This window comes from Pseudomonas sp. NFX1 (genome assembly GCF_051123555.1).
Taxonomy (GTDB): domain Bacteria; phylum Pseudomonadota; class Gammaproteobacteria; order Pseudomonadales; family Pseudomonadaceae; genus Aquipseudomonas; species Aquipseudomonas capeferrum.
Genome location: NZ_CP169366.1, coordinates 643,150 through 669,993 on the forward strand (window position 1 = coordinate 643,150; position 26,844 = coordinate 669,993).

General features: G+C 57.5%; 27 protein-coding genes and 2 pseudogenes. 16 read left to right on the plus strand and 13 right to left on the minus strand.

The window, feature by feature from the left end; translation table 11 throughout:
* Positions 1 to 10: 10 nt before the first annotated feature.
* The 3 genes and pseudogenes from DJ563_RS02810 to tnpB all read right to left on the minus strand — a co-directional run.
* Positions 11 to 1,362 (minus strand): annotated as a pseudogene (locus tag DJ563_RS02810) (IS3 family transposase); the annotation flags it as partial.
* A gap of 77 nt (positions 1,363 to 1,439) precedes the next feature.
* Positions 1,440 to 2,972, minus strand: coding sequence for an IS66 family transposase (gene tnpC, locus DJ563_RS02815; RefSeq protein WP_434518773.1), 1,533 nt, complete (start codon positions 2,970 to 2,972; stop codon positions 1,440 to 1,442).
* 18 nt (positions 2,973 to 2,990) lie between these two features.
* Positions 2,991 to 3,350 (minus strand): IS66 family insertion sequence element accessory protein TnpB, encoded by a 360-nt coding sequence (gene tnpB, locus DJ563_RS02820; protein WP_238338682.1) that lies wholly within the window; start codon positions 3,348 to 3,350, stop codon positions 2,991 to 2,993.
* A 355-nt stretch (positions 3,351 to 3,705) separates the two neighbouring features.
* Between tnpB and DJ563_RS02825 the strand changes: the two genes are divergently transcribed.
* The 9 genes from DJ563_RS02825 (at position 3,706) to DJ563_RS02865 (ending at position 10,916) form a co-directional block, all read left to right on the plus strand.
* Entirely contained in the window at positions 3,706 to 4,452 is a 747-nt protein-coding gene (locus tag DJ563_RS02825; RefSeq protein ID WP_077068484.1) for a HalD/BesD family halogenase, read from the plus strand.
* Between the two features lie 13 nt (positions 4,453 to 4,465).
* Positions 4,466 to 4,921, plus strand: coding sequence for a VOC family protein (locus DJ563_RS02830; protein ID WP_077068483.1), 456 nt, complete (start codon positions 4,466 to 4,468; stop codon positions 4,919 to 4,921).
* Positions 4,921 to 5,367, plus strand: a complete 447-nt coding sequence (locus tag DJ563_RS02835) for a DUF3291 domain-containing protein (RefSeq protein WP_434518774.1) — start codon at positions 4,921 to 4,923, stop codon at positions 5,365 to 5,367. The genes DJ563_RS02830 and DJ563_RS02835 overlap by 1 nt, the downstream gene beginning before the upstream one ends.
* Before the next feature lie 9 nt (positions 5,368 to 5,376).
* Complete coding sequence (locus DJ563_RS02840) at positions 5,377 to 6,255, plus strand: iron-containing redox enzyme family protein (protein ID WP_050506085.1); 879 nt, start codon at positions 5,377 to 5,379, stop codon at positions 6,253 to 6,255.
* Positions 6,252 to 7,484 (plus strand): ATP-grasp domain-containing protein, encoded by a 1,233-nt coding sequence (locus tag DJ563_RS02845; protein WP_434518775.1) that lies wholly within the window; start codon positions 6,252 to 6,254, stop codon positions 7,482 to 7,484. The genes DJ563_RS02840 and DJ563_RS02845 overlap by 4 nt, the downstream gene beginning before the upstream one ends.
* Before the next feature lie 45 nt (positions 7,485 to 7,529).
* Positions 7,530 to 8,753, plus strand: coding sequence for a cation:proton antiporter (locus DJ563_RS02850; RefSeq protein WP_434518776.1), 1,224 nt, complete (start codon positions 7,530 to 7,532; stop codon positions 8,751 to 8,753).
* A gap of 40 nt (positions 8,754 to 8,793) precedes the next feature.
* The gene (locus DJ563_RS02855) at positions 8,794 to 9,657 is read left to right on the plus strand and encodes a DMT family transporter (protein ID WP_095063670.1); all 864 of its coding nucleotides are present in this window, start codon (positions 8,794 to 8,796) and stop codon (positions 9,655 to 9,657) included.
* 86 nt (positions 9,658 to 9,743) lie between these two features.
* Positions 9,744 to 10,694: a LysR family transcriptional regulator gene (locus DJ563_RS02860; RefSeq protein ID WP_434518777.1), complete on the plus strand. Its 951-nt coding sequence runs from the start codon at positions 9,744 to 9,746 to the stop codon at positions 10,692 to 10,694.
* 30 nt (positions 10,695 to 10,724) lie between these two features.
* Positions 10,725 to 10,916: a rubredoxin gene (locus DJ563_RS02865; RefSeq protein ID WP_077068477.1), complete on the plus strand. Its 192-nt coding sequence runs from the start codon at positions 10,725 to 10,727 to the stop codon at positions 10,914 to 10,916.
* Between the two features lie 562 nt (positions 10,917 to 11,478).
* Here the strand turns inward: DJ563_RS02865 and DJ563_RS02870 are convergent.
* Positions 11,479 to 11,772, minus strand: coding sequence for an aminotransferase class I/II-fold pyridoxal phosphate-dependent enzyme (locus DJ563_RS02870; protein WP_143500685.1), 294 nt, complete (start codon positions 11,770 to 11,772; stop codon positions 11,479 to 11,481).
* 382 nt (positions 11,773 to 12,154) lie between these two features.
* Between DJ563_RS02870 and DJ563_RS02875 the strand changes: the two genes are divergently transcribed.
* Positions 12,155 to 12,703: a histidine phosphatase family protein gene (locus tag DJ563_RS02875; RefSeq protein ID WP_434518778.1), complete on the plus strand. Its 549-nt coding sequence runs from the start codon at positions 12,155 to 12,157 to the stop codon at positions 12,701 to 12,703.
* A gap of 16 nt (positions 12,704 to 12,719) precedes the next feature.
* Here the strand turns inward: DJ563_RS02875 and DJ563_RS02880 are convergent, their stop codons facing one another.
* Positions 12,720 to 13,505, minus strand: coding sequence for a sulfite exporter TauE/SafE family protein (locus DJ563_RS02880; protein ID WP_033699141.1), 786 nt, complete (start codon positions 13,503 to 13,505; stop codon positions 12,720 to 12,722).
* 132 nt (positions 13,506 to 13,637) lie between these two features.
* Positions 13,638 to 14,243, minus strand: coding sequence for a helix-turn-helix domain-containing protein (locus DJ563_RS02885; protein WP_033699140.1), 606 nt, complete (start codon positions 14,241 to 14,243; stop codon positions 13,638 to 13,640).
* 115 nt (positions 14,244 to 14,358) lie between these two features.
* Between DJ563_RS02885 and DJ563_RS02890 the strand changes: the two genes are divergently transcribed.
* From DJ563_RS02890 to DJ563_RS02900, 3 genes are all read left to right on the plus strand, one after another.
* Entirely contained in the window at positions 14,359 to 15,495 is a 1,137-nt protein-coding gene (locus tag DJ563_RS02890; protein ID WP_434518779.1) for an NAD(P)/FAD-dependent oxidoreductase, read from the plus strand.
* A gap of 12 nt (positions 15,496 to 15,507) precedes the next feature.
* Complete coding sequence (locus DJ563_RS02895) at positions 15,508 to 15,882, plus strand: RidA family protein (RefSeq protein WP_274100707.1); 375 nt, start codon at positions 15,508 to 15,510, stop codon at positions 15,880 to 15,882.
* Between the two features lie 82 nt (positions 15,883 to 15,964).
* Positions 15,965 to 17,032 carry a YkvI family membrane protein gene (locus DJ563_RS02900; protein ID WP_434518780.1) on the plus strand — a complete coding sequence of 356 codons (1,068 nt, stop codon included), beginning with the start codon at positions 15,965 to 15,967 and terminating at the stop codon, positions 17,030 to 17,032.
* Positions 17,033 to 17,102: 70 nt separating this feature from the next.
* Here the strand turns inward: DJ563_RS02900 and mcpA are convergent, their stop codons facing one another.
* Positions 17,103 to 18,989 carry a methyl-accepting chemotaxis protein McpA gene (mcpA, locus tag DJ563_RS02905; protein WP_033699136.1) on the minus strand — a complete coding sequence of 629 codons (1,887 nt, stop codon included), beginning with the start codon at positions 18,987 to 18,989 and terminating at the stop codon, positions 17,103 to 17,105.
* 139 nt (positions 18,990 to 19,128) lie between these two features.
* Positions 19,129 to 20,007, minus strand: coding sequence for a LysR family transcriptional regulator (locus tag DJ563_RS02910; RefSeq protein WP_434518781.1), 879 nt, complete (start codon positions 20,005 to 20,007; stop codon positions 19,129 to 19,131).
* A gap of 104 nt (positions 20,008 to 20,111) precedes the next feature.
* Between DJ563_RS02910 and DJ563_RS02915 the strand changes: the two genes are divergently transcribed.
* Positions 20,112 to 20,540: a PACE efflux transporter gene (locus DJ563_RS02915; RefSeq protein WP_033699132.1), complete on the plus strand. Its 429-nt coding sequence runs from the start codon at positions 20,112 to 20,114 to the stop codon at positions 20,538 to 20,540.
* 18 nt (positions 20,541 to 20,558) lie between these two features.
* Here the strand turns inward: DJ563_RS02915 and DJ563_RS02920 are convergent, their stop codons facing one another.
* From DJ563_RS02920 to DJ563_RS02940, 5 genes are all read right to left on the minus strand, one after another.
* On the minus strand, positions 20,559 to 21,608 hold the full coding sequence (locus DJ563_RS02920; protein ID WP_434519687.1) for a hypothetical protein: 1,050 nt from the start codon (positions 21,606 to 21,608) through the stop codon (positions 20,559 to 20,561).
* A 76-nt stretch (positions 21,609 to 21,684) separates the two neighbouring features.
* Positions 21,685 to 22,365 carry a GntR family transcriptional regulator gene (locus DJ563_RS02925; protein WP_434518782.1) on the minus strand — a complete coding sequence of 227 codons (681 nt, stop codon included), beginning with the start codon at positions 22,363 to 22,365 and terminating at the stop codon, positions 21,685 to 21,687.
* Positions 22,366 to 22,381: 16 nt separating this feature from the next.
* Positions 22,382 to 23,086 (minus strand): FadR/GntR family transcriptional regulator, encoded by a 705-nt coding sequence (locus tag DJ563_RS02930; protein ID WP_274100056.1) that lies wholly within the window; start codon positions 23,084 to 23,086, stop codon positions 22,382 to 22,384.
* A gap of 45 nt (positions 23,087 to 23,131) precedes the next feature.
* Positions 23,132 to 24,442: a C4-dicarboxylate transporter DctA gene (locus DJ563_RS02935; RefSeq protein ID WP_434518783.1), complete on the minus strand. Its 1,311-nt coding sequence runs from the start codon at positions 24,440 to 24,442 to the stop codon at positions 23,132 to 23,134.
* 249 nt (positions 24,443 to 24,691) lie between these two features.
* The gene (locus tag DJ563_RS02940; protein WP_274100055.1) at positions 24,692 to 25,006 is read right to left on the minus strand and encodes a helix-turn-helix domain-containing protein; all 315 of its coding nucleotides are present in this window, start codon (positions 25,004 to 25,006) and stop codon (positions 24,692 to 24,694) included.
* Positions 25,007 to 25,206: 200 nt separating this feature from the next.
* Here DJ563_RS02940 and DJ563_RS02945 point away from each other — a divergent pair.
* Both DJ563_RS02945 and DJ563_RS02950 read left to right on the plus strand, forming a co-directional pair.
* Positions 25,207 to 25,602: pseudogene (locus tag DJ563_RS02945) on the plus strand (PAS domain-containing protein); the annotation flags it as partial.
* A 159-nt stretch (positions 25,603 to 25,761) separates the two neighbouring features.
* The gene (locus DJ563_RS02950) at positions 25,762 to 26,838 is read left to right on the plus strand and encodes a methyl-accepting chemotaxis protein (RefSeq protein WP_434519688.1); all 1,077 of its coding nucleotides are present in this window, start codon (positions 25,762 to 25,764) and stop codon (positions 26,836 to 26,838) included.
* Positions 26,839 to 26,844: the final 6 nt, after the last annotated feature.

Below are 26,844 nucleotides of genomic sequence, written 5' to 3' on the forward strand. Positions count from 1 at the left end.
AACCGTCTAACTATGCCGCTCTCTTCTCGACCTGTTGCTCTCGATCCGGGTTCAACAGCACGGTGCCGATCGGCTCCCAGTTACGCGTTCGACCCGACCACCGTTCTGGCTTTTTCCCTTTGGCTCGTTCGTACAGCTCATGTCGCCGGGCCAAGACCTGATGGTCCAGCCCTCGATGCCGCTCAGCCGGTGTGACGAACCGGATACGGCTATGCCGGTGCTCGTTGTTGTACCAACGCATGAAGTCCCTCACCCATGCTCGTGCGGCGTCCAGACTGGCAAAACCATTCTGCGGCCATTGCGGGCAGTATTTCAGCGTTCTGAACAGCGACTCCGAGTAGGGATTGTCGTTGCTGACCCGCGGTCGGTCTCGCGAGGGCGTGATGCCCAGTTCGTACATCTTGCTCAACAGCGTCACCGATTTCATCGGCGCTCCGTTGTCCGAGTGCAGCACCAGTGGTTCGCGTAAACATTGCTCACCGATCACGCTGCGTTGCAGCAGCGCGGCGGCTTTCTCGCCGCTTTCCACGTCGTAGACCTCCCAGCCCACGGCCTTGCGACTGTAGATATCCTCGATCAGATAGAGGTAGTAATAATTGCCGCGTATCGGCGACGGTAGATACGTGATGTCCCATGACCACACCTGATTCGGCCCTTTTGCCACATGTGTCGTCGGCGCCGCCTGCCGCCTGGGGCGCTGACTGCGACCTCGATGATGCTGTCGACCCGTCATGCGCAAGACGCGATAAAACGTCGCCTCCGACGCCAGATAACGCCCTTGATCGGCCAGGCGCGGTACGATCTGGCTGGGTGGCAAGTGAGCATAATCAGCGCTGTTGCACAGCGTCACAATCACCTGTCGCTCGACCTCACTCAGCGCATTACGCGGCGCTGGTCGCGCGATAGTCGTTCGCCCATCGGCCTGAACGATCTCGGGGCCAGTCCAGCGTTGTAGGGTACGCAGCGACAGGCCAACCTCCCGGCAGGCCTTGATTTTTCTGGCTCCCGCCGCGACGGCTTCGCTCAGCCAGTCAATGAACAACTGCCGTTGCGGCAAAGAAGTCAGTTGCCCCCCCAGTAGTCGTTGAGCTTTTTTCGCAGCACCAACAACGCGGCTGTTTCAGCGAGCGCTTTGTCTTTGCGGCGCAGTTCGCGCTCAAGTTCATGGATACGTTTCTTGTCTTTGTGCGACTGCTCCCGATCTTCTTTTTGCTGAGCCTTCTCCGACTTCTGGCCGGCGATGAAGGCTTGCCGCCAAGCCGTGATTTGCTCGGGGTAAAGGCCTTTACGACGGCCATACTCGCCCAGGTCGATCTCGGACAAGCCGGCCGCTTCGAGAACGACAGCAAATTTGGTTTCGGCTGGTCAGCTCTCGGCCGATGACTTGTTTTCGGGTAAGCGCTCCATAAACCCCACGCATTCAAAGATGGGGCGGTGCGTCAGCGATGCACTTGAGGCACGCAATTCCACGGCAGCAGGGCTTCGTAATCCTCCACCGAGCACGCCTGCGGCAGGTGTTCCAGTGCGTGGCGCAGCCACGCATAGGGCTCTTGGCCGTTGGCTTTGGCAGTTTCGACCAGGCTGTAAAGCTGGGCGCTGGCGGTGGCACCTTTGGGCGTGTCACTGAAGAGCCAGTTCTTTCTACCGATGACAAACGGGCGAATGGCGCGCTCGGCAGTGTTGTTGTCGATCGGCAAGTAGCCATGTTCGACGTAGCGTTCCAACTTGCGCCAATTGCTGGCCAAGTAGCCGATAGCTTTGCCCAAGGCATTCTGCGTTGTGACCTGCGGTTGCGTTTTCTCGACCCAGCTTTTCAGCTGAGTCAGCAATGGCAGACTGCGTTCCACGCGGGCAGCCTTACGAACTTCATCGCTGCTCTCCTTCAAGTCGCGCTCGACGCCATAGAGCTTGTTGATCAGGTTCAGCGCGATGTCGGCGCGTCCGGTCTTGCCCTTGGGCTGTACTTTTTGTGCCTCGACGAACTTGCGCCGCGCATGTGCCCAGCAGCCTAGGCGCTCAACGCCATCCTGCGCTCCGAGGGCGTTGTAGCCAGCATAATCATCGGTCATCACATAGCCGCGATACCCATCCAACAGGCGAGTCGGTACATCCTGCGCTCGGCTGGTGGAGTAGTCGAAAATGATGACTGGCTTATCGGGTGGGCCGCCAGTTTGCACCCACATCCAGGACTGGCTACTTGGCCCGCGGTCAGGCTCTTTCAAGACCTGTACCCGGGTTTCATCGCAATGAATGATGCGGCTATTCAACAGGCTGTCGCGCATCAGGTTCAGCAGCGGCTGAAAGTGCTCGCCGCACTGGATGACCCAACGTGCCAGGGTTTGACGCGAGATATCGATGCCGTGGCGTCCGAGCACTTTTTCAAAACGATGAAGTGGCAGGCCGTCCACGTATTTGGTGGTCAATAACATCGCCAGCACGCTTGGGCTGGCCATGCTTTTTTCGATCATCTGGGCGGGCTTATCTGCGGTCACCGGTGCTGACTCACAGCCGCGGCAGCCGTACACCTTGCGGATATGCTTGATGACCCGGATCTGCATTGGGACGATTTCGAGTTGCTCGCTGACTTCTTCGCCAATGGCGTGCTTGCGGCAGCCGCACGCACACGTCAACTCGTGTTCAGGGAGTTCATGAATGACCTCGACACGCGGCAGATCGCTGGGCAGTGGCTTGCGTTTGCCGCGGCGCTTGCTCGGTGCAACAACTTCTTCATCCGAAGCCTCGTCGGCCGGCTCTGCCAGGCTTTCTGCTTCGTCAAAGAGAGGGAGTTGGGGCGTAGCCGAATCGTTGGTCTGCTCTGTCTTACGGCCGAATAACCGCTGGCGGAGCAGCGCCACCTCTTCTTCCAGATGAACGATTTTGCCCTTATCAGACGCGCGCTCATTGATCATTTGCTCAAGCAATTGCTTGAGCAAAACCGGATCGTCAGGGAGGGTGTCGGGCATGGGAATCATGCCGCGGATTATACCGAATCAGGCAACGTAGCGAGGTGTCAAAACTTGGTGCGGACGATTGCGCCAGAGGTCGAAGCCGTCGAGTAGCCAGTTGAGTTCCTGGACGGTCAGGATAATGGCCTCGTCGGTGGGGTCAGGCGATGTTTTGAAGCGTTCCGAGTCGAGGCGCTTGAGCCAAAGGCAGAAGCCGTTTCGCTCCCAGTACAGGATCTTCACGCGGTTTCGCGTTTTGTTGAGAAACACGAAGAGTACGGGGTCGAACACCGCCACTTTGATGTCCAATTCGACCAGCGCGGCCAGACCGTCAATGGACTTTCGAAAGTCGACTGGCTTGGGATAGAGGAAGACTTTTTCGACTTTGGCGTCGGGACGCATCATGGCGTGCGGGCTTCAGAAAGAAATCGGGAGCACAGCATCGGGGATCAGCTAAGCGCTTTGAATGTGGGGTTCATGGAGCGCTTACTATTCGATCATGCGGATCCCTCAAATTACCTATGCTCCGATCCGGAATCGTAAGCGGTTTATCAGTCGTCCTTAGCTCGCCTTTCTTGATGTGTCTAGTGGAATTGGGTGAGTAAATATAACTCAAAATTCCCTTTAGGTTTTGCGCGTCAATTCCAGTGTTTTTGGAACTTGTAAACTGCCGCGCAGCCACTTTATTGATTTGCTCTGTCGATTGTAGGATTCGTTCAATGTCGCTGAGGCATTCAGCAATCAAAAGGGAGCGATGAATATGTCAGATCAATCAGGTAAATTTGAACATGTAAAAACAAGCGATCTGCTTAAGGAAAATCCATTTGCTGGGCGTGACTTTTTTTGGGAGCAGCACCGTTTTGAGCGTGATGGATATCTTAAGATAAATCACTTGATAGACAGTGAGGTCAATCAAGAAATCACCAGCGATGTTAAGTATCTCCTCTCAAACTTCGCAAAGCGGAGAGATTTTCTTATTGAATCAACCGGGAATACCCCTCGATATTTGAGTAATGTCCCCCAAGAGACCATAGAGCAGGAGGGTAGATATATTCCGAGGGCGTATAGGTCCAATTATTTAGCGGGTTTGATCAGTGGTATAGTTAAGGAGGATGTGATTCCGACTCCCTGGAAATGGGATAACTATATCATCAATAGCCAGCATAAAGCCGGTGATACTCACGGTTGGCACTGGGGCGACTACCCGTACACTATTATTTGGGTGGTAGAAGCGCCCGATATCGAGTGTGGAGGACTATTGGAATGTGTGCCGCACACTCGCTGGGATAAAAGTAATCCACGAGTGGAAAATCTCTTGCTCGAAAATAAAATAGACTCGTATTTTCATTCCTCAGGAGATGTCTATCTACTGAAAGCTGATACAACATTGCATCGAGTGAAGCCCCTTACTAAAAATGTACGAAGGATTATTCTGAATACGACATGGGAGCGTGCACGAGATAAGGATCGTCACGTAGAACATGAAACGTTCGTTTTTCGAGATTGATAGGTGAGTGAGCATGAGTGCCATTAAGTTCTCACACACAAATCTGATTACGCCAGACTGGAAGAGGCTATCTCAGTTCTATATTGACGTATTCCACTGTGTGCCTTCTGGTCCAGTTAGGCAGCTATCGGGGTGCTCCGTTGCTGAAGGCACTGGAGTTTCCAGGCCACAGATCGAAGGATTGCATTTACGCTTACCAGGATTTGCGAGCGATGGACCTACACTGGAAATATTCCAATACAGCAGGCATATTCGGCAACCCTTAAAGCACGCAAATACCCGTGGCATCACGCATCTGGCATTTGAAGTCACAGATCTTGATTCTGTGTGCGCAAATGTAATTCGTTATGGTGGGAAGATGCTGGGGCGGTTGGCAAAGCTCCCGGTTGAGGGGGTCGGAGTATGTACTTTTGTGTATGTTCGGGATCCTGATAGAAATATCATCGAAATCCAAAGCTGGGGGGATTGATGAGTAAGGTATTGGCGCAATTTGATTTGGTGAAGCCAAGATTTCCAAAAGAATCAGTGGAGATGGCAGGGTTTTATGCGAATGTTGATCGCATCAATAGCATTGCAGAGAGTTCAGATGGTTTTATTTGGAGAGAAACTAACGAGGATCAGGAAGGGCTTCAAGCTTTATGGGGCGAAGGATATCTATATACGCTTTCAGTTTGGGATGATGTTGCGTCTCTGAAGAAGTTTCTCTATCACACGCCACATGCTCAAATGCTAAGTAAAGGCCATGAATGGTTCCACAAAATTATGCATCCTAGGATGGTCTTGTGGTGGGTGAAGACGGGGCATGTCCCTAGTCTATTGGAGGCACATGAACGATTGACTTGGTTGTTTGAAAAAGGTGCTTCTTACCAAGCATTCGATCTGAAGAATTCTTATGGGCCAATTTCCATTTATTGAGAGGAAACTATGGGTGCTCTGGTTTATGAGGAACAAAAACAGCTTGCTGTATATTACAAAAAGGCATTTGGTGCGCCCGAAAGCATAATCGGTTTTGGCAGGGATGCTGAAACGCTGAGGCGTTCAGTATATTCATTGGAAAATAATTGGAATGCGGTTGAAGAGGGTTGTATTGACTTGGCTGGACTGCCTAAGGTCAAAGCAGAGTTCATAAGCTGGTATTTGGTTATGGAGCGGAGGATGAATTCCGATATCCGATTCTTCATCGAGTTTTTGAGGCGGCAAGCAAGTTTAGAGCAAATAGCCTATTACATATGCATGGAAGAGCTAGTGGATGGGGCATTCGATGATTTAATGGCTATGGTGCAGCTGGGGATGCCACTAAAGCCGAAGATGGTGGCGGCGGAGAACTATTGGGATGAAATGGGGAATGGCAATGCCGCTGCGGTCCACACTATGATGTTCAAAGATTCCTCTATCTTCATGCGAGATATCCTGCGGCAGGCAAACATAACAGCAGAGCAACCAACGTTAGAGTGCCTTATGAATGGTAATGTTCTGTTGATGTGGGCGCTGAGGCGGGAATACAATGTAAGACTGATCGGTGCTATAGGAATCATTGAAGGTTCGGCCCCTGTCCGTTTTCGGGCAACTACAGAAGCTCTTGAACGACTACAGGTACCGAAAAAAGTAATAGCGTATCACCAGTCTCATATTAGTATCGATACCCGGCATAGTAATGCGTGGCTAGAGGTTGTTCTGGATTATTATGCCGGTAGTGGGGAGGAGGTTGTCCGAGAACTAGCGCTGGGTGTTAGCATTCGTTATAACGTGGCGCTGCGTTATTATCATCACATGTACCAGATGATGCGGAGTATCTCTCAATGACTAAGCTTTCAGCTGTGGTTGTTGTGGATCCGATAAGTTCTGCGTGTTATTACGGTGCGGAGATTCAAAAACACGGCTACTTGAGTATAGCTTTAATCAGCGTTAAGCGGTTGTCTGAAGCGGTTCGTCGTCTACAAAACCTAAATGAGTTTGAATCTATTGTTTATGCAGATGACCTTGATGAAGCAATGCAAGCGCTTTCTCGGTACAGTATTCGTGCAGTTATCCCGGGTTCTGACGTGGGTATTAAGTTTTCCGATGCGCTCAGTAGTATGTATGGTTTACTCGGTAATCCCGTTGAAAGCTCCCAGGCCCGACTAAATAAATTAGAGTTGAAAGAAAAGTTAATTGCTGCAGGCGTATCGGCTACTTGGGCTCGTGGAGTCAGGCTAGAGGAGCTTAAGATTGATACATTCAAGAAAAATGACTACCCGTTAGTCGTGAAGCCGGCTCAGGGCACGGGTAGCCGCAATGTAAAGGTTTGCCGTAATCATCGAGAGTTGTACGCGGCAGTTCAGGCTGTCGAAAAAGATAGAGAAATCCAATCTGATGGCGAGTTTTATACGCTGGTCGAAAAGTACTTGGCGGGTGATGAGTATTTTGTTGTGACTGCGAATTGCGGTCTGAGTGGGCATAAGGTAATGCTGTGCTTTGCTAAGTACGAGAAGGTCGAGGCAGATGGCAATCCAAGTATCTATAAAAATATACGCTCACTTTCTCTTAATGATAGTCGCGCGCTTCTCGCATTCTCATATGCGTCAGAGGTTAATAGTGCTCTTGAATTTTTCTGGGGTATTAATGATATCGAGTTAAAGATCGGCTCGAATGGGCCGCTGATTATTGAGCAGAATGGCCGATTGCCAGGGGCGAATGTTCCGAGGTTAATAGAGGCTTGTTCTGGTGTGAATTGCTATGAGCTAAACATAGATGTCTATCTGGGTGGATTTTCGAGGGCGTTTGAATCGGTTGAGTTTAGCAGGCACTTTTGTATTTGCTGCTTGATTTGCAATGTGTCTGGAGTGGTAAAAAATATATCCGGATTGGAGGAGGTGGAAGGCCTTGACTCATTTTATATGTTGGAATTATCAGTAGTGGAGGGCGAAATTGTAGGGCGGACGCGAGATTTTCTATCATCTTGGGGCATTGTTTACCTTGTTCATGAAAGTCAGGAGGTATTGGCTAGAGACTCTGACTTTGTACATAAAACACTTGCGCTGATTTGCGACTGAGTTAACGAGGTTTGATTTTTTGGAGGTGATCGGCACGGTGTTAGCATGTCTAAGTTGATAGTTGTAATTTTGGTTTTAGTGTTTGTATGCGTGGTCTGTAGAAGGGCGGTAGTAGCGCTCGGGCAACCTAGAGTGCTGGGTGATATAGTTACAGGTATGCTTATGGGACCGGCTATATTTGACGCCTATCTACCAAGCATCGCATTCCACATTGGGTTACCTGAGTTTAGGGGTTTGTTGAATGCCCTTGGTGAGCTCGGGTTGATAATAATCTTAGTAGAGGTATGCTGGCACGGTATTTCTCGAAGAGAAGGAGATCTCAGTAATAGTAAAATTGCTTTGGTTGCATTCTTTGGTGTTGTAACGTCTTTTGCTGTTGGTGGGGTTTTAGCCTTCTATTCTAGTGAAGATATGGGGTTGCAGCATACCCTGCTTGGTTATATTTTGTTTTGTGGTGTTGCATTCTCAGTTACTGCGCTCCCTGTTCTGGTTTTGCTTCTGGATGATATTGCGATAGTTGAGGCTAAAGCAGGGCGCGTTGCTGTTGTTGCAGCAGTGTATACAGATATTTTTGTCTGGTGTGCGTTGGCTGTTATTTTAATTGTGTGGGGCGCTGGGACAGGAGGCGGCATTGCATTAAATTTAGGGGTTGGGCTTATTTATGTCGCGACTATGCTGCTTGTAGTGAGGCCGAAAATAATGAAGTCACAGTTAGTGGCTGGGCTTGGTGATGGTGTGAAGGTGGTGGTGACATTTATAATTGTGCTTAGCTCCTCGCAGTTGACAGAATTTTTTGGGGTTCATAGCTCAGTTGGCGCTTTATTAGCTGCTTATGTGGTGGGTGATGTAGCTGGGGTCAAAGGTGCTTGGAATAAGTACCTACTTGGTATCAGGCAGCTTGTTATTCCTATGTTTTTTATAGCTTCTGGGGGGATGATTTCTGTAAGTGGCCTTTCACAGGTGCATATTTGGTTCTGGTTGTTCGTATTTTTATTAGGGGCCACAATTAGCAAAATTATCAGCTGCTATATTGCGGGATTACTTGTAGGCATGAGGCAGCGTGCGTCAATGCAGCTCGGGATATTAATGAGTACGAAAGGTACTGCTGAGTTGGTTGTACTGGCTGTAGGATATCGAGAGGGGCTCTTGTCAGACGATTCCTATACTGTGCTATTGATCCTTTCTGTCGCATCCATGATGTTGACAGTTCCAATGTTGGTCTTCTTAAATAGTTATTTTGGGCAGGATAGCGGATGTCCAAAGGGGTGACGATCATTCGCCTTTTGGCGCAACTTAAGAAGGTCGAAAAATGGATGTGATAATGGGGCTTGTGGCCGCTTTGTGTTGGGGGGTTACTGATTATTTAGTAGGAGTGAATGCGCGAACCTTTGGTGTGAAATATTCTGTATTCTTCAGTCAGTTGATAGGGTTTCTCATGCTGAGTGGTTTCGTATTCGTATCCAGCAGTGGGTTCTCATTCATCATTAGATTGCCTGGGGATGTTGTCCTTATATGTGCGTCGGCCGCAATTCTAACCTTAATTGGTGCCGTTTCACTTACTAGAGCCTTCGAGCATGGAAGAATCGCAATAATTGCTCCGTTGGTAACGTCGTACGGTATTTTTACGACATTATTGGCGTGGATGAGTGGTGATATTCTGACCTCTTACCAGATTCTTGGGTTAGGAGTGTGCGCGTTCGGTGTAATGCTTGTAGGGTTGGGGCATAAGTCTCATGGGTTTATGGGCAATAGGAAGGAGGGAGGTGCAATCTGCTTTGCTCTGATAGCTGCCATCCTTTATGGGAGCAGTTTCTGGGTCCAAGGAAATTACGCGTTGCCTGCTGTCGGTGCCGTGAATATGTTGTGGATGAGTTACTTGGTTGGAACTTTGCTTCTGATGCCACTGGTTTTCAGTGTGAAAACTAAAAAAAGAATTGGGTTGAGTTCTTATGGGGCGCTAGGTGGCGCTAGTCTATTTAATTTAGGGGGGTTTACAGCTTTTTCATATGGAGCGCTCAGTGGGTCTGTTGCGATTGTGACGGTAATTAGTACACTTTCAGGAGGGGTGGCTGCTGTTCTTGGTTACATATTTTATAGGGATAGATTAACTTTGTTGCAATGGCTGGGTATTGTCTTGGTCTTAGCTGGTGCGGTAGTGTTGCATTTGGTTTAATGGCTGGGTCTTGGGATTTGTAAATTAGAGGTGAAGGCGGTGCGATGCAGTAGCGCCACATTTCCATAAAAGTGAGTGGTCAAGAAATGGAATCTAAAGGCTACCTACCAAAAAGTCATGTTGATATTTTGCCCTGCATGGCGACATTTGCTGTGGTTGTTGAAAGTGGGAGTTTTGTCGAAGCTTCCGTCAGGCTGGGTGTCACTGCCTCTTCAATTAGTAAGCAAATTACAAAGTTGGAGAGCGTATTATCTTTGAGGCTGCTAGAGCGAACGACGCGAAACTTGAAATTAAACCCGGAGGGAGAGGAGGTTTATGGGTACTGCAAAAGTGTGCTTGAATCGTCAGCTAATGTTTTTAGATTAAAAGATAAGCTTACAGAAAATCCCCAGGGCTTGCTACGCATTGCAGTGACAAAATCATTGTATGCGGCGTGTAGTAAGTTGATTCCTGCTTTTTTGTCTCGATACAGAGAAGTGGATGTCCAAATGCTGTGTGGTGAAAGGTTTGACTTTATATCAGATGGCATTGATCTGGGAATAATAATAACTGATAGACCTCCGGAGGGCATGATCGCGCGCAGGCTCTGCGAGATTGACTTTGTGATTTGTGCGGCTGAAAATTATTTCAGGGAATCTAGTAGGCCTAATCATCCTTCAGACTTGACCTCGCATAGCTGTATACCTTTCGTGGGGGACCCTGATAAACAATGTTGGAAATTCTCATCGGTCTCAGAAAGCTGTGATGTAGTAATTCCAGGTAGATATTTGTCAGAGTGTCCTGAGGCTACGTTAACTGCCACACTTTCGGGTGTTGGTATCTCTTGTTTGCCTGTGTGCTTGGCTGCAGAAGCAATTGGAGACAATAGGTTGCAGGTTTTGCTGCCTGATTGGGTTTTTAAAGGGGAACCACAGGGTACTGCATGGGTCGTTTATCAATCTGGAAGGTTTTTGTCGAAACGAGTTAAAGTCATGGTTTCATATCTTTTGAGTGAGCTCGCAGCCGCTAGTCAGGGTTGGAAAAAAACACGCTTATGAATCTTTCTTCTTTAGCGGGGTTGTGAGAATATGAATGAAGGTCGATATATTTGTCACAAGTGTTGGTATGAATATGATGGGGTTCAGGTGTGCCAAGAGTCAGGCGTTTTGGTTGAAATAGATTTTATTGATCTCCCTGGTGACTGGGTGTGTCCGGATTGCGGAGTAAACAAAGCGTACTTTTCTAAATGTATGGTTGATACAAGTGGAGAGAGCGGATAGACCAAGCTCTATTTAACGTATGGTTAGAGATGCCTGGTCAATCTGTTGCTGTGGCTACCTTGCTTCTCGGTTTTCTTTCTAATATGTTGCAGGTTGAAACTCGAAGTTATCGGATGTTTTAGGGGGGTGAGATCTGTAGTGAGTTTTTTGTTCCCAGCATCACCTTGGCAAACGCCTCGCGAACCGCTGTATGTCCTATTCATCTCCAACGCTCACACATAAGCCACGTTCGCCCAGCCAGGTGATCGTCTGTTCACGCAGGCGGGCGTTTTCGGCCTTGCGTTGGGGGATCAACTGGCGGTCTTGCAGGCTGGCCAGGTCTGCCATCAGCGTGGGGGCAGCGGATAGATTCTGGCCGTTTCAGCAGCGGCGGCTGAGCAATGGCCAGGCTCAGGCCGCACCTGTCATGCCATAGAGTTTGCAGAAGGTCTGCAGTACCAGTAGCTCAGGCTATTCCTTGACCGCGCCGATGCAGATCTGGGCGTCGTTGAAATAAATTTAGGCCTAGTCCACTACATACCACGCTGCCGACCGGTTTATGCGTGAGCAATCGTTCGATGGCCTAGCGTGGTGTCAAACTACCAGTTGGGTTGTTGGGGTTGCACAGGCAGATTAGCCCCGGTGAGCGGTCGGCCGCGAGCATAGCGTCTATGTCGTGAGCGTGGCTGGCGTTCAGGTTGATGCTGTGCACAGTGGTACCACGACCTTCGGCGGCTTGCGCCGTCGCTTCATAAGACGGTTCGGCCACCACCAGGCTGCGCGTCCCGGTAAATACCATCACCGCATGCTGCTGGGCCAGTTTGGAGCCACAGAACCCCTGCTCCTTGTCCAGGCCCATGCTAGCCGGCGAATACATCAATCAGTCGATACAGTGCGTAGTAAGGATAGCATCTGTACAGGCTGATACCCTCGCTCATCGCCTGGCGGGCTGCCGAGTTTGGGGCCAAGGGGCTTTCGTTGTAGTTGATACATACCGGGCGAGGGCTGGCAGCCGTTGGGGCTTCACTGGCCCAACTTAGCTAGCCGAGCAGCGGTAGGGACATGCACAGGCCTACCAACGATCGACGTGTCATATCGGTCATGCAGCAACTTCTTTGTTTTCTAAGGTTACAGCAGGGGAAGACCCGTCTGAAAGGGACTTACTAGTGGCAAATAGCCTAGGTGGTGCATCTTGTTGCAGAAAAAAACATCATCGCATGCTAAACCATTTGCCCCCGCCTGCCATGAAGGAAGCACCGGTGAAAGCCATTCGCCTGACCCTTGTTTGCCATGCCCTGACTCAAGCCCAGAAGACCGGGCGCTTGCCCACGCCCAAAGACGGCATGCTGGCGCTGGTGCAGCCGCCTGTGGCAATCGGGCCTGCGGTGCAGGTACTGACAGCGCCGGAGCGCCGAGCTTGTGAGACAGCGGGGTGGTTATCGGCGCAGACACAGGCGCGTGTCGAGCCTGCGTTGGCAGATTGCGACTTGGGGCAGTGGCAGGGGCTGTCGCTCAAGCAGTTGCAGGCGCAGAACCCGCAGGCGTTGTCCGAGTGGTTGGATAATCCGGCCAGCGCGCCACATGGCGGGGAGTCTTTTGCGCAACTGTGCCAGCGCGTGGCGGCTTGGCTGGCGGCGTTCGATACGCCGGGCGAATGGCTGGCAGTTACCCACCCCATGGTCATCCGTGCCGTGCTGGTACAGCTGTTGGGGTGCCCGTTGAGCGCGCATCAGCGCATCGATGTGCTGCCGCTATCGCGCCTTGAACTCAGCTTTGCCGGGCAGTGGCGGCTGCGTCTGGGCGCCTAGCGGCGGCAAGCGTGGTTCAGAACGCCAGCTTGTAGCCGATCAGCAGCAGCATCGCCGCCAGGCAAGGGCGCAATACGCGGTCGGAAATGCGCCCGGTCAGGTGGCTGCCCATGTAGATACCCGGCAGCGAGCCGAGCAGCAGGTAACCCAGCAACGACCAGTCCATGTTGCCCATGCCGGCGTGGCCCAGGCCCGCAACCAGGGTCAGCGGTACCGCATGGGCGATTTCGGTGCCGACCAGGCGTCGGGTGACCAGGAACGGGTACAGCAGGAACAGTGCCACGGTACCCAAGGCGCCGGCGCCGATGGAGGTGAGGGTAACCATGACACCCAGCACCACGCCAGTGAGCACGGTAAGCGTGTTGAGGCTGCGGTCGCTGAGGTGGTAGTGATCACCGGCATGGCGGCTGGCGAATGCCTGCAGGCGCGACTTGAACAGAATGGCCAGTGCGGTGAGGATCAACACCACCGCCAGGCCCTGTTTGATGATGGCGTTGAGCGCCGAGGTGTCGGTGTGCAGGGTACTGAGGAACCACAGGGTGATGGCGGCGGCGGGTACGCTGCCCAGGCTCAGCAGGCCGGTGATTTTCCAGTCGATGTTCTTGTTGCGGGCATGCACCCAGACGCCACTGGCCTTGGTGATGGCGGCATACAGCAGGTCGGTGCCGACAGCGGTGGCCGGGTTGATGCCAAACCACAAGAGGATAGGGGTCATCAGCGAGCCGCCGCCCACGCCGGTCATGCCGACGATGAAACCTACAACCAGCCCGGCAAGGGTGAAACCGAAAGAACCTACATCCATACGCTACTCGACTGCCCAACTTTGCCCGTTATCGGATGGAAGCCAGCATATAGAATTTTTTATAGCCAAATAGACTTGTTCGTTATTAGGTTATAACCGCGTGGCGTCTGCACGGGTGCGTGAAAGCGCGCCTTAACGGTCTGTCATGACCACCATCACATGCGCATCCCCGCCATCCTCGCTTTCCGACAAATAGATATGCCCCACCTGGCTGTTGAAGTACGCGGTCTCCTGGGGGCCGATGCTGACCGCTTCACCGGTCTCGAACTCGATACGCACACGCCCGCAGATGACCAAGGCGAACTCCTGGCCAGGATGGCGGATAAAATCGTCGAACTGCCCGCGTTCGCGGGCGATGATGCGGGCATAGGCCGGGGTCATGCGGCGCTCGGGGAAGGCGCCGGCAATCGGGTGATAGTCGTAGGTGCCGGTCGCGTAGCCCGCAACGGCCGCCAGTGAATCAACCACCACGGTCACCGGTACTGGCGTATCGGCCGTGCCGCTGGCACGGAACAACTGGGCGATATCGACATTCAGGGCGCGGGCGGCGGCGGCCAGTTTTTCGTAACTGACCGAGACCTGGGCAAGCTCCATTTTCGACAACGTCGACACCGGCACGCCGCTGGCTTCGGACAACTGCTTGAGGGTCAGCTGGCGCGCCTTGCGCACCTGGCGCAGGCGCCTGCCGACGGCGGCGCGGTCTAGCAGGGGCAAAGCATCGGGGCGGTCATCGGGCATTCGGTGCACTCGGCATACGGCGTTGGTCGGGCATATTACCTTGGACACTTGCGCATTTCTAAATTCTCATATATTAGAATTCTCATAAATGATAATTATAGAAGCAGGAGCGCGCATGACCACGATCTACGACACCTTGATCATTGGCGCCGGGATCGCCGGCGCCTCGCTGGGCTATCGCTTGGCGGGCCAGCAACGGGTGCTGCTGCTGGAGCGCGAGTCGCAGCCGGGCTACCACTCGACGGGGCGCTCGGCCGCGATGTTCATGGAGGCCTACGGCACCCCGCAGATCCAAGCCCTGACCCGCGCCAGCCGCGCGTTCTATCAAGCGCCGCCACCAGGCTTCTGCGAACACCCCCTGCTTGAACCGCGCGGCTGCCTCTATGTCGCCAGCGTCGAGCAACGGCAACTGCTCGAACAGGCCCACGCCCAGAACTTGGCCAACGGCACCGACGTCAGCCTGCTCGACCTCGATGCGGCCCTGGCCCTGGTGCCGAGCTTGCGCGCTGAAGTGCTGGCGGGCGCGGTGCTGGAGCCGGGCGCCATGGACCTTGACGTGCACGCGCTGCACCAGGGTTTTTTGCGCGGCTATCGCGCTGCCGGCGGCGAGCTGCGCTGCAATGCCGAGTTGGCTCAGGCCTGCTACCTCAACGGGGTATGGCAGGTGCAACTGAGCGATGGCAGCCCTCTCCAGGCACGTCGACTGGTCAATGCCGCCGGTGCCTGGGCCGACCGTGTCGCCGAGCAGTGCGGCGTGGGCGCCATCGGCCTGCAACCGTGCCGGCGCAGCGCCTTTACCTTCCCAGGCCCGGCAGACCAGGACTTCGCCCGCTGGCCGGCGGTGATCGGCGTTGACGAGAGCTTCTACTTCAAGCCCGACGCCGGCCAACTGCTTGGCTCGCCGGCCAACGCCGACCCGGTCGAACCCCAGGACGCTGCGCCCGAGGAGCTCGATGTGGCACTGGGCATCTACAACATCGAAGCCATGACCACGCTAAGCATCCGCCGCCCGAGCCACAGCTGGGCCGGGTTGCGCTCGTTCGTTGCCGATGGCGACCTGGTGATCGGTTTCGATGCGCGCAGCCCCGCGTTCTTCTGGCTGGCGGCACAAGGTGGCTATGGCATCCAGTCGGCCGCAGGGGCTTCACGCCTGGCGGCCGACCTGCTGCTCGGTCAGCCGTTGTGCCCTAGCCTTGTCAGCCAGGGGGTGGCGCCCGAGCGCTTGTCCCCGGCACGTTTCCAACAACCTTGATAGGAGCTTCTCATGAGCAATGACATCCAGCGTTTCCCCAGCAGCTTGCCGTTTCCGTTTTCGCGTGCGGTAAAAGCGGGCGGTTTTCTGTTCCTGTCCGGGCAGGTGCCGATGAGTGCCGGCGGCGAAGTGGTGCGGGGTGATATTCAGACCCAGACCCGCGCGGCCTGCGAGCGCATCGGCGAAAGCCTGGCGGCCTGTGGGGCGAATTTCGACCAGGTGGTGAAGGCCACGGTGTGGCTTTCGGACATGAGCCACTTTGCCGGTTTCAACGAGGTTTACAAAGAGTTCTTCGGCGCCGCATTGCCTGTGCGCTCGACGGTGGCCTCGGCGTTGGCGCTGGGGGTCGATGTAGAAATCGAAGTGCAGGCGTTTATCGGGGACTGACAGGCCGCCCTGGCAAGGCCGCTTCTGCACAGGAATGCGTGGCGCTCAAACACACCTAACAACAATAAATACAGAGGTTCACATGCAAGAGCAGCTGAAAATCGCCGGCGCCTTTGTCGGCGTGATCGTAGGGGCGGGCTTTGCTTCGGGGCGGGAACTGCTGTTGTTCTTTGTCGATTTCGGGGTCTGGGGGTTGGTTGGCGCGATGGTCAGCGCCGCCTTGTTCACCTTCCTCGGCATGGCCCTGGCGGGGTTGGGCAACCGCCAGCGGGCCACTTCGCACAAAGACGTGATCCAGGCCATCTGTGGCCGTCACCTGGGCCTGTTCGTCGATTGGCTGATCACCTTCTTCATGTTCGCCGTCACCGTGGTCATGCTGGCCGGTGGCGGTGCTTTGCTGGAGCAGCAGTTCGGCATCCCGGCATTGACCGGCAGTGTGCTGGTAACGCTTGTGGTGGTGGGCATCGTGTGCCTGGACGTGCGCAAGGTGATCCTGGCCATCGGCGCGATCACGCCGTTGCTGATTCTGGTGGCTTCGGCGATTGCACTGTATGCCGTGTTCACCCGTGAACAGAGTTTCGCCGACCTCGACCACCTGGCCAGCCAGCAGCAAGCAGGCACGCGCCATTGGCTGCTGGGCGCGTTTCTGTATGTGTCCTACAACATCGTTGCCGGTGCGCCGATCCTGGCCATTCTGGGGGGCTCGGCCAAAGGCGAAAAGACGGCGGTGTGGGGTGGCTTGCTGGGGGGCGCGGCGCTGGGCGGCTTGATGCTGGTGATGAGCGCCGGGCTGTTGTCACGCCTGGACAGTGTCGCCGACCTGCCGATGCCGATGCTGTCGATCGCCAATGAGGTGTCGCCGGTGTTGGGGGTGGTGATGTGCCTGATCATCTTCGGCATGATCGTCAACACGGCGGTGGGGACGATGTTCTCGTTCCTGTCGCGGCTGTTGCCGGCGGGTACGGCGAAGTTCCGCTGGGGCTCGGTGGTGACCGGGGTGGTGGCGTTCGGCTGCAGCCTGGTGGGGTTCATCAGCTTGGTGGGCGAGGTGTATCCGCTGTTTGGGTACCTGGGGTTTGTGCTGATGGCGGCGGTGTTGGTGGCTTGGGTGCGGCGGGGTAGGGCTGGGAAGGTGGTGGCGGTGGTGTAGGGGGGCTGCTTTGCAGCCCATCGCGACGCAAGGCCGCTCCTACAGGAGCGGCCTTGCGTTACAGCGGCACTCAGATTCTGAAGCTGCCTACCAGCTGCTTCAAGCGGCCAGCCTGTTGGGCCAGTTGATCGCAATGCAGCAGTGTTTCGTTCAGGTTCTCGACGCCTTGCTGGTTGAGCGCGTTGATCTGGGTAATGTCCAGGTTGAGGCTCTCGACCACGGCGGTCTGTTCTTCGGTGGCAGTGGCCACCGACTGGTTCATGCCATCGATCTCACCGATACGCTGGGTCACGCTGGCCAGGCGCACGCCGGCCTGGTTGGCCACCTGCACGGTCTGCTCGCTGGAGACCTGGCTGGTGTTCATGGTATGCACCGCCTCGCGTGAACCCACCTGCAGGCTGGTGATCATGCGGTGGATTTCTTCGGCCGATTCCTGGGTGCGGTGCGCCAGGTTGCGTACCTCGTCGGCGACCACGGCAAAGCCACGGCCGGCCTCACCGGCACGGGCCGCCTCAATGGCAGCGTTGAGCGCCAGCAAGTTGGTCTGCTGCGAGATGCCCTTGATCACATCGAGGATCTTGCCGATTTCATCAGTGCTGGCATTGAGCGTTTCGATCTGCGCGCAGGACTCGCTGATGCGCTGCGACAGGGCGGTCATGGCACTGATCGCTTCCTCGACCACTTCGCGGCCGCCATGGGCCTGCTCGCTGGCACCGCTGGCATGCTGCGAGGCGTCGGCCGCGTTGCGGGCGATCTCCTGGGTGGCGGCGCCCAGCTCGTTGATCGCCGCTGCCACGCTGTTGGTGCGCATGCTTTGTTCTTCGGAGCCGGTGATCGAAGCGTTGGAGGCATTGACGACCTTTTCCGACAGGTCATGCACCAGGCGGGTGGCCGAGGACACTTCGCTGATCGAGGCATGGATGCGTTCGACGAAGCGGTTGAACGAGGTGGCCAGTTCGCCGAACTCGTCCTTGTTCTGCACGGCCAGGCGGCGGGTCAGGTCGCCTTCGCCTTCGGCGATGTCGCGCATGGCACGGCCCATGGTGGTCAGCGGTTGCATCAGCACCGGGATCAACAAGCCCAACAGGCCGGCGATGGCCGCTACGGCGATGAGCATGGCGATGATTGCCGACGTGCGGAACTGGTCAAGGGCGGCGTAGGCCTTGTCCTTGTCGATCGACAGGCCGATGTACCACTGTGCGGAAGGCAGGCCGGAAACGGGCGCGAAGGAGATGAGGCGTTCCTGGCCGTTGAGGGTGACATCCTGCATGCCCGACGCGACGCGCAGGCCACTGCCAGGGTAGATGTCTTTGAGGTTTTTCATCACCTGGTCTTTATCGGGGCTGACGATTACCTGGCCATTGCTGTCGGCAAGGAAGGCGTGGCCGATGCCGCCGAAGTCGACCGAGTTGATGATCTCTACCAGGGTGTCGAGGGTGACGTCACCGCCTACCACGCCGATCAGCTCGCCATTGGCCTTGCTTTTCACAGGGGTGGCAATGGTTACCACCAGGCCGCCGACGGCGCCTTGGTACGGCGGGGTCAACACGGTTTGCCCGGCGCTCGCTGCGGTGCTGTACCACGGGCGCTGGCGGGGGTCGTAACCGGCGGGCATCTGCGCGTCGGGGCGCTGGGTGAATGCGCCGTTGGCCTGGCCCAGGTAGGTGAACAGGAAATTGCGCGTGTAAGAAGGCTGCTCGATAAACCCGGCCAGGGTGTCACCGGCACCTTGCTGGCCAATGTCCTGGGCCAGGTTTTCCAGCACCAGGATGCGCCCGCTCATCCAGTTCTGCACGCTGCTGGCGGTTAGCTCACCGGATTGCTGCACCGAAGACTCGATGTTCTGGCGAATGGTATTGCGTTGCAGGTAGTCGTTGTAGAGCGTGAACAGGGCAAAAGCCAGGACCACGACGCCGCAGGCGCTGAGCAGGATCTTGTGGCGAAATTTCAGGTTCATGTTTCGAGACCTTGGGCCAATGAGGGGAGGGCGTAGCGCGCTCATGACGCGCTGCGCCCTGTCGATTGGCTATCGGCTTGCGGGGTAAAAAATTGAAACACTTGGCGAAATTTCTTTAGGCCGTTTCGACGAACGGCGTTCAACGCATGGACAGCTGCTCAATCAACAAGCGCGCCGCCTGCTGCAGCGGCTGCTGCTTGCGCCACAAAAGGTGCACGGGCAACTGCAACTCGTTGCGGGTATTGCGAAAGCCCAGCCGCACCAGGCGCCCGGTCGCCAACAGGGGAGCGATGCGCGAGAGTGGCAGGTCCCCCCAGCCGAGGCCAGCCTCGACCATCTGCAGGGCGACATCGAAGCTGTCGGTGGACCAGTGCGTGGCACCAATCAGGGCGCGCGGGTCGGTCAGCGGCAGGTCGCGGCTGCGCACCAGGATCTGGCGCACGTTGATCAAGTCTTCGAGGTAGTGAACGCGGTCTTCGAGCACGGCCGGGTGCGCGGGTGACAGAGTTGCCACCAGCGATTCCATGCCGATGTGCTGAAAGCCGCGGCGGGCATCCACCTGCAGGCCGGCGAAGGCCACGCAGAGGTCGGCGCGGCCACTGTCGAGCAGGTGCAGGGCGTCTTCCTGCGGGGCGCTGAGCAGGGCGATGTCGAGCAGCGGGTAGCGTTCACCAAGCTGGGCGATGGCGGCCAGCAGCGGGCGATGGTCGATGTCCGGGACCACGGCGATGGTCAGGCTGCTCTCAAGCCCTTGGGACAGCTCCAGGGCATGTACCTGCAACAGCCCTAGCTGTTCGGCGATCAGCCTGGCATGGGGCTCCAGGGCCAAGGCTTGGGCGGTTGCGCGGACTTCGCGCGGGCCGCGTTCAAACAGGCTGTAGCCGAGCTCTGCCTCCAGGTTGCCGATGGCCATGCTTACCGCCGAGGGCACGCGGTGCAACGCGCGCGCGGCCGCAGAGAACGAGCCGCGATCGAGCACGGCGAGAAACAGCTGGATGTTGTCGCTGGAAAAGTTCATGGCAGCCTCCTGTCAGTTGATCTGACAGCTGCTGACTTTTACTGTCAAGAAGATTGAAGCATTCTCCCGTCCCATCGTTGTTAGTCAAATAGAGGTAAAACGGGGTGCAGGGCGTTAAACGCAAATTGGTCTACGTGACGTTTTATGAATTGATCGGGCTGTGCATGTCGACCCTCGGGCTGGCGTATCTGTCAGACACTGAGGCGTCCCACACCGGGCCACTGGCCGTGATGATCACCACCATCGCCATGCTCTGGAACCTGATCTACAACACGCTGTTCGAGCGCTGGGAGAGCCGCCAGGCCAAGCGCGGGCGCAGCGTGGGGCGGCGTGTGGCACATGCCATCGGGTTTCAGCTGACCTTGGTGGTGTACTTGATTCCGCTGATTGCCTGGTGGCTGGGCATGAGCCTGGTGGAGGCGTTTGTGGTGGACCTGGCATTCATCATTCTGGTGCCGTGCTACACCTTTGCCTACAACTGGGCGTTCGACCGGATTTTCGGCTTGCCCCGCTCGGCGCTGGCCACTGCCTGAGGCCGGTACCGCTAACCGCTACGGCGGCAGGCGTATCAACAGTGGCGTCTGCTTCTGTTCTGCCTGCGGCTCCACAGGCTCCACCGGCCGCGGCGCGCTGGCCAGCAGGCTGTCCTCGACCTGCCCCGACAGGTAATAGACGCCGGCCATCGCCCCGCTCTGGCGGTTTTCCATCAGCTCCTGCCATTCCTGGTTCAGCGCGACATTGAGGATCACCCGCAACTGCTCGACCATCTGCGGTTGCTCACGGTCGTGGGTGATCATGCCGTAGCCTGCCGCCGCCACCGAGATCATCGCCCCGGCCACCTTGCCCACCGCCGAAGCCACGGCGCTGGCAATGCCGCGCGGGGCCAGGGTGGCACCGAGTTTCTCGCTGGCCCGCGTGGCCACCGATGACAGCCCCACGTCGGTCTGCCCAGGCCCTTTGCTGGCTTGCTCGTGCAGATGCTGGCGCATGGCTTGCCAGGCCGGTTGCTGGTCCAGCGACTTGGCGCGCAGCAGTTGATAGAGGCTGGCGTTGCGCGCATCGGGTGGGCCCAGGGCTATGGCGGGTATGCGATTGAGGCGTTGGCTGAGTTGCTCGGGCGGCGCGTTGTAGCGGGCGATGATGGCCGGCAGTTGCTGGCCGAGCAACTGCACATACAGCTCACAGGCACGGTCGCGGATGCCCTCGGGGTTGATCTGCTCGGCCACCGGCTCGATCACCCGCTCGTGGTACTGCTCCTGAAGGTACAGCGCCAGGCGTTTTTGCGCAGGCTCGCGGCCTTCACCGCTGTCGAGCTTGTACCAGGCCACCTTGAGGGTCAGCCATTGCTGGGTCCAGTAACCGGTGAACCATGGGATGAACTCGCTTTCGGTACGTTGCTGTACCTGTTCCTTCCACACCCGCATGGAGCGCCGGGCATAATCGTTGGCCGAACCTGCAGCGCCCACCGAGGCATCGATCAGGTCCTGATCGATGCGCTGCCACGTGGCAGGGGTCAGCACCGCGGCGGGTGGCGGGGCAGGCGGGCGCTTGCCTGCGCAGCCGCCGAGGGCCAACAGCAGGCAAAGCAGCAGTAACGGCATACGCGAGCTCACGCGGCCGCCTCCCTGGGTAGAGGCTGGGGTGGTTTCTCGAGTATAGGGCGGCCGCGAAAAAACCTCAGCCCAGGTCGAGTTTGTCTTGCAGCCGGTCCAGGTGCTCATGCATCAATGCCAGCGCTGCCGCCGCATCCCCGGCTTCCACCGCATCGATGATCGCCGCATGCTCTTCCCAGGCGCAGTGGTCGCAGCAAGGTGATTCGTAGCGGGCAATGATCAGCGAGGTCATCGGCACCAAGCCGTTGAGGAACCGCGCCAGTGGCGCGTTGGCGGCGACCTGCGCGAGCTTCAGGTGAAACTCGCCGCCCAGGCGGATGGCCGCGCAGCGCTCACCACTTTCATGGTGCTGGCGCTCGCGCTCGACCAACAGGCGCAGCTGGCGGATCTGAGCCGGCCGCGCGCGCTGCGCAGCCAGGGTGATCAAGGTGGTTTCAGCCAGGCGCCTGGCACTGAGCACCTGGCGCGCCTGGTCTGGGTCGGGGGCGGCCAGGTGGGCAGTGTGGCTGGGGCGCTGGACCACCACCTGCTGGTCCGACAGGCGGCCGAGCACCCGACGGATCACCGTGCGGCTTACCCCAAAGGCATGCCCCAGGGCTTGCTCGGGCAGCAGGGCGCCGGGTGGCAGGCGCTGTTCGAGGATCGCGTCGAACAGCCGTGGGTAGATCTGGTCGGCCGACAGGCGAGTTTCGCCAGCGGCGAGCAGGGCAGGCAGGTGGGGGGCGGCGTTGGCGCTGGCGGTCATGGTCGCTCTCCTGGGGTCAAGGGCGTGGGTGTTCGTCCGGGATGTTCAGCTGGATGCCCATGCGCTGGCCTTCGGCAAGGATGTGCTGACGCATCTGGGCACTGGCCTCGGCGCTGTTGCGTTCGCGGATGGCGCGCACCACGGCATTGCTTTCCTTCAGCCGCGCGGCCAGGTGCTCGGGCGAATTGCGCAGCATGTCGGCGCTTTGCTTGAGGGCATTGCTGGTCTGTTGCACCACGCTCTGGAAGATCGGGTTGGTGGTCAGGGCGAACAGCGCCTCATGCAGCGCGATGTAGGCTTTGACCCCGGCTTCGCTGTCATCGGCGTCCAGCGCTTCGCGCATGTCCATCAGCGTCAGGCGCAATTGGCCGATGTCGTGGCTGTTGGCCGACTGCGCCACCAGGCCGACGATGAAGGGTTCGAGGGTGTAGCGCAGCTCCAGCACATCGGCCAGGCTGGCCGACGCGCTGGTGTCGAGGCCCGGCTCCGGCAGGGCGGCGTCGGCATCCAGTACCAGCACGCCTTTACCCGGTAGGGCGCGCACCAGGCCCAGGGTTTCCAGTACGGTGACGGCCTCGCGCAGGCTGGGGCGGCTGATACCCAGCTGTTCGGCCAGTTCGCGCTGGCCCGGCAGCATGTCGCCAGAGCGCCATTGGCCGCGGGCCAGGGCCTGGCGCAGTTTTTCCACCACTGAGGTGACGACGGTTGATGAGCTGATCACGGTTCGCTCCTGGAAAGGCCGGCGTCCAACGCCGGCCTTGTTCGATCAGAATTCCTGTTGATGGGCGTTGGGCTGCTTGCGGGGTGTGTGGGCAAAACCAGGTTTGCCAGCGAGCACGTTCTGCGCGCGTTCCAGGTCGATGTCCTTTTCCCAGCGCGCGATGGCCACGGTGGCCACGCAGTTGCCGATCAGGTTGGTCAGTGCCCGTCCGATCCCCATGAACCAGTCCACGGCCAGCACCAGCACCAGGCCTACTACCGGGATGGCCGGCACAGCGGTCAGGGTGGCGGCGAGGATCACCAACGCCGAGCCTGGGATGCCATGAGCACCCTTGGAAGTCACCAGCGATACCAGCAAGATGGTCAGCAGGTCGGTCATCTCCAGTGGCGTGCCGGTGGCATTGGCGATGAACACGATGGCCAGGGTCAGGTAGATGGAGAAGCCGTCGAGGTTGAACGAGTATCCGGTCGGGATGACCAGGCCGACGGTGGAGCTGCCAATGCCCAGGTGCTCGAGCTTGCGCATGATCTGTGGCAGCACGGCGTCGGAAGAGGCGGTACCGAGGACGATGGTCAGTTCTTCGCGCAGGTATTTGATCAGGGGCAGCAGTTTCAGGCCCGACACGCGCATGACGGTGCCCAGCACGACCAGCACGAAGCCGGCGCAGGTCAGGTAGAACAACGCGACCAAGCCACCCAGGTGTTGCAGCGATTCCAGGCCATATTTGCTGGTGGTGAAGGCGATGGCGCCGAACACACCGATTGGCGCCAGGCGCACGATCATGCCCATGATTCGGAAGATCACGTGGCTGAGCTCGTTGATCAGCCGCGAAATACCCGCCGCCGAGTCGCCCACCAGGTTCAGCGCGCTGCCGAACAGCACCGAGAACAGCAGCACCTGCAGGATGTTGTTGTCAGCGAAGGCACCGACTACCGAGGTCGGGATCAGGTCCATGAAGAACGCAGCGGCACCGTGGATGTGCTGGCCGCGCTCGGCCAGGCCGTTGGCATCGGCGCTGGACAACTGGTCCAGGTGGATGTTGGCGCCGCTGCCGATGCCGCTGCTGAAGGCGAATACCAGGCCGATCACCAAAGCGATGGTGGTCAGCACTTCGAAGTAGATGACCGACTTCAGGCCGATTCGCCCGACCTTCTTGAGGTCGCCCGCACCGGAAATACCACTGACCACGACACAGAACACGATCAGGCCGATGAGCATCTTGATCAGCTTGATGAAGCCGTCGCCGAGGGGTTTGAGTTGCAGGGAGAGGTCGGGGAAGCTGAGGCCGCAGGCAATGCCGAGGGCAAGGCCCAGCACAACTTGCAGGAAGATCGAACGCGAGCACCATTTGAGCATGGGAGTGATCTCTGATCGGTGTCCTTGCTTCGATGCCGCGAGGGTCAAAGAGCGCAGGACTTAATTATTGTGGTCTTACCGGTTTGTTCAGCGCGAGGCCATAAAAGCGCGAAAAATCCTACATTGCAAGGGTTTTTGGCCTTACCGGTCTGACCAGTTGTGGTGCAATCGGCCCTGCCAGGCTCTAATTCGGTGCGTTGCCATTTGGTCGGGGCTGCACAGTTCGCCCCAAGAAAGGGAAGAATCAGATCAGGGCTTGGCCAATACCTGGTCCACTGCTGCAATCAGCTTGCCAAGGTCTTTGGGTGGGGCGTTGTGGATGACACCGAACAGGTAGGCGCGCTGCTCCGCTTCGTCGTCCGGCTCGGCGAAGAAGTCCTTGGGTTTGACGCCCAGCACGCCGGCGAACGCCATGAGTGCATCAACGCTGGGGGTATAGGTGCCGGTCTCGAAACGGCTGATAGTCTTGGGGTCGAAGCCGGTTCGCTCGGCGAATTGTGCCTGGGTCAGACCCGCCAGCTTGCGGTAGCGACGCAGGGCAAACCCCAGAGCTGATCTCGTCATCACTTAATTCCCATTTAGAATCAAGAACTTAACGATATCTATCCACATGGCGCAACGCCATGATTGATCACCTTTGTTGGATTTATGTGATGGATTTCGTAGAATTCGCTACTTGACCGGACAGTCATCATCGAGTCTCCAGTGTCATTCGGCCTCATGCCGGTGTGGCTGGAAGCACATGTGCACATTTGAGCGGATCGATGCGGATCGGTTCCGATGGCCGTGGATGGGCAGAGTGCCGGTTCGTCAGTGAATGGAGTCTCATCGTGCGCCTCAATCTCCCGGTAACCCCGGTCGAGCAACGTTTCCCCTCGGGTCAGCGGCTTATTTCCGCCACCGACACCACCAGCCTGATTACCTACTGCAACCCAGAGTTTGCCGCCATCAGCGGCTACAGCGAGGCCGAATTGGTCGGCAGCCCGCATAACCTGGTGCGCCACCCGGACATGCCCGCAGCGGTGTATGCCTTGATGTGGCGTCACCTGAAAGCCGGCAAAAGCTGGATGGGTATCGTCAAGAACCGCTGCCGCAACGGTGACTACTACTGGGTCAATGCCTATGTCACGCCGATCCTTGAAGGGGGCCGGGTCATTGGCTACGAGTCGGTGCGGGTCTGCCCGACCCGCGAGCAGGTGCGCCGTGCCGAGGCTTTGTATGCGCGCTTGCGCCAAGGCCAGGCACCGCTGTCGAACGCCCGCCGCCTGGCGCTGCTGGCCCAGGCCTTGGCGTTGCCACTGCTGGGCGGGGTATTGGCGGTGGGCGCCAACCAGCTCTTGCCGGGCTGGCCAGGGCAGGGCGTGACCCTGGCCTTGTTCGCCGCCTACGGCCTGTGGATGCGCAACGACCTGGGCCGCCAGCTGCGGCGGGTGATCCAGGGCGCCGAAGGGACCTTCGCCGACCCGACCGCCGCCTTGACCTACAGCGACTTGCCCGGTGCGGCCGGGCAGCTGCAACTGATCCTGATCGGTGAAGAAGCCCGCCTGAAGACCGCGTTGACCCGCCTCAGCGATCTCGCCACGCAGATGGCGGTGGCCGCCCACGATGCCGGGCGGTTGTCGCGCGGCACCGAAACGGCGCTGCTGGAACAGCGCGCCGAAACCGACCTGAGCGCAACCGCCATGACCCAGATGACTGCATCGATCGGTGAGGTGGTCAACCACGTGCAGCTCACCGCAGCCGAGGCGCAAACCGCGCACCTGCTGGCCGAGCAGGGCAGCCGCGTGGCCGACGCCAGCGGCACGGCGATCCGCGCCTTGGCCGGCACGGTGGACCAGATCAACCAGGCGGTCACCCACCTGGCCGGTCAGACCGGTGCTATTGCCGAGGCTGCCGGGATGATCCGTGGCATTGCTGAACAGACCAACCTGCTGGCCCTCAATGCCGCCATCGAGGCCGCCCGTGCCGGCGAGCAGGGCCGCGGCTTTGCCGTGGTCGCCGACGAAGTAAGGGCGTTGGCCGACAAGACCCGGCAGTCGACGTTGCATATCCAGGCCATCATCGACGGCCTGCGCAGCGGCGCCGAGGACGCCGTGGCCATTGCCAGCCAAGGTATCCAGGGTGCCGAACAGGGCGTAGCCCAGGTGCAGGAGGCCCAGCAGGCGCTGCACGGTATTCGTGCAGCGGTGCAGCGTATCAGTGACATGAGCCAGCAGATGGCCACGGCCTCGCAGCAGCAGTCTGCCGTGGCCGAAGAGGTGTCGCGGCAGATCAACGGTGTGGCGGGTATTGCCCAGCACAGCGCCCACAGTGCCAACGCCGCCGCCTCGCGCGGTGCCGAGCTGGAAGAGGTGTGCGCCGGATTGCGTGCCCTCGTGGAGCGCTTCAACCGCTAGGGCAGG

Bases quoted from the DNA above. Each gene is read 5' to 3' on its own strand.
- tnpC (WP_434518773.1), bottom strand. From the start codon at position 2,972: ATGATTCCCATGCCCGACACCCTCCCTGACGATCCGGTTTTGCTCAAG.
- tnpB (WP_238338682.1), bottom strand. From the start codon at position 3,350: ATGATGCGTCCCGACGCCAAAGTCGAAAAAGTCTTCCTCTATCCCAAG.
- DJ563_RS02825 (WP_077068484.1), top strand. From the start codon at position 3,706: ATGTCAGATCAATCAGGTAAATTTGAACATGTAAAAACAAGCGATCTG.
- DJ563_RS02830 (WP_077068483.1), top strand. From the start codon at position 4,466: ATGAGTGCCATTAAGTTCTCACACACAAATCTGATTACGCCAGACTGG.
- DJ563_RS02835 (WP_434518774.1), top strand. From the start codon at position 4,921: ATGAGTAAGGTATTGGCGCAATTTGATTTGGTGAAGCCAAGATTTCCA.
- DJ563_RS02840 (WP_050506085.1), top strand. From the start codon at position 5,377: ATGGGTGCTCTGGTTTATGAGGAACAAAAACAGCTTGCTGTATATTAC.
- DJ563_RS02845 (WP_434518775.1), top strand. From the start codon at position 6,252: ATGACTAAGCTTTCAGCTGTGGTTGTTGTGGATCCGATAAGTTCTGCG.
- DJ563_RS02850 (WP_434518776.1), top strand. From the start codon at position 7,530: ATGTCTAAGTTGATAGTTGTAATTTTGGTTTTAGTGTTTGTATGCGTG.
- DJ563_RS02855 (WP_095063670.1), top strand. From the start codon at position 8,794: ATGGATGTGATAATGGGGCTTGTGGCCGCTTTGTGTTGGGGGGTTACT.
- DJ563_RS02860 (WP_434518777.1), top strand. From the start codon at position 9,744: ATGGAATCTAAAGGCTACCTACCAAAAAGTCATGTTGATATTTTGCCC.
- DJ563_RS02865 (WP_077068477.1), top strand. From the start codon at position 10,725: ATGAATGAAGGTCGATATATTTGTCACAAGTGTTGGTATGAATATGAT.
- DJ563_RS02870 (WP_143500685.1), bottom strand. From the start codon at position 11,772: ATGTATTCGCCGGCTAGCATGGGCCTGGACAAGGAGCAGGGGTTCTGT.
- DJ563_RS02880 (WP_033699141.1), bottom strand. From the start codon at position 13,505: ATGGATGTAGGTTCTTTCGGTTTCACCCTTGCCGGGCTGGTTGTAGGT.
- DJ563_RS02885 (WP_033699140.1), bottom strand. From the start codon at position 14,243: ATGCCCGATGACCGCCCCGATGCTTTGCCCCTGCTAGACCGCGCCGCC.
- DJ563_RS02890 (WP_434518779.1), top strand. From the start codon at position 14,359: ATGACCACGATCTACGACACCTTGATCATTGGCGCCGGGATCGCCGGC.
- DJ563_RS02895 (WP_274100707.1), top strand. From the start codon at position 15,508: ATGAGCAATGACATCCAGCGTTTCCCCAGCAGCTTGCCGTTTCCGTTT.
- DJ563_RS02900 (WP_434518780.1), top strand. From the start codon at position 15,965: ATGCAAGAGCAGCTGAAAATCGCCGGCGCCTTTGTCGGCGTGATCGTA.
- mcpA (WP_033699136.1), bottom strand. From the start codon at position 18,989: ATGAACCTGAAATTTCGCCACAAGATCCTGCTCAGCGCCTGCGGCGTC.
- DJ563_RS02910 (WP_434518781.1), bottom strand. From the start codon at position 20,007: ATGAACTTTTCCAGCGACAACATCCAGCTGTTTCTCGCCGTGCTCGAT.
- DJ563_RS02920 (WP_434519687.1), bottom strand. From the start codon at position 21,608: ATGCCGTTACTGCTGCTTTGCCTGCTGTTGGCCCTCGGCGGCTGCGCA.
- DJ563_RS02925 (WP_434518782.1), bottom strand. From the start codon at position 22,365: ATGACCGCCAGCGCCAACGCCGCCCCCCACCTGCCTGCCCTGCTCGCC.
- DJ563_RS02935 (WP_434518783.1), bottom strand. From the start codon at position 24,442: ATGCTCAAATGGTGCTCGCGTTCGATCTTCCTGCAAGTTGTGCTGGGC.
- DJ563_RS02940 (WP_274100055.1), bottom strand. From the start codon at position 25,006: ATGACGAGATCAGCTCTGGGGTTTGCCCTGCGTCGCTACCGCAAGCTG.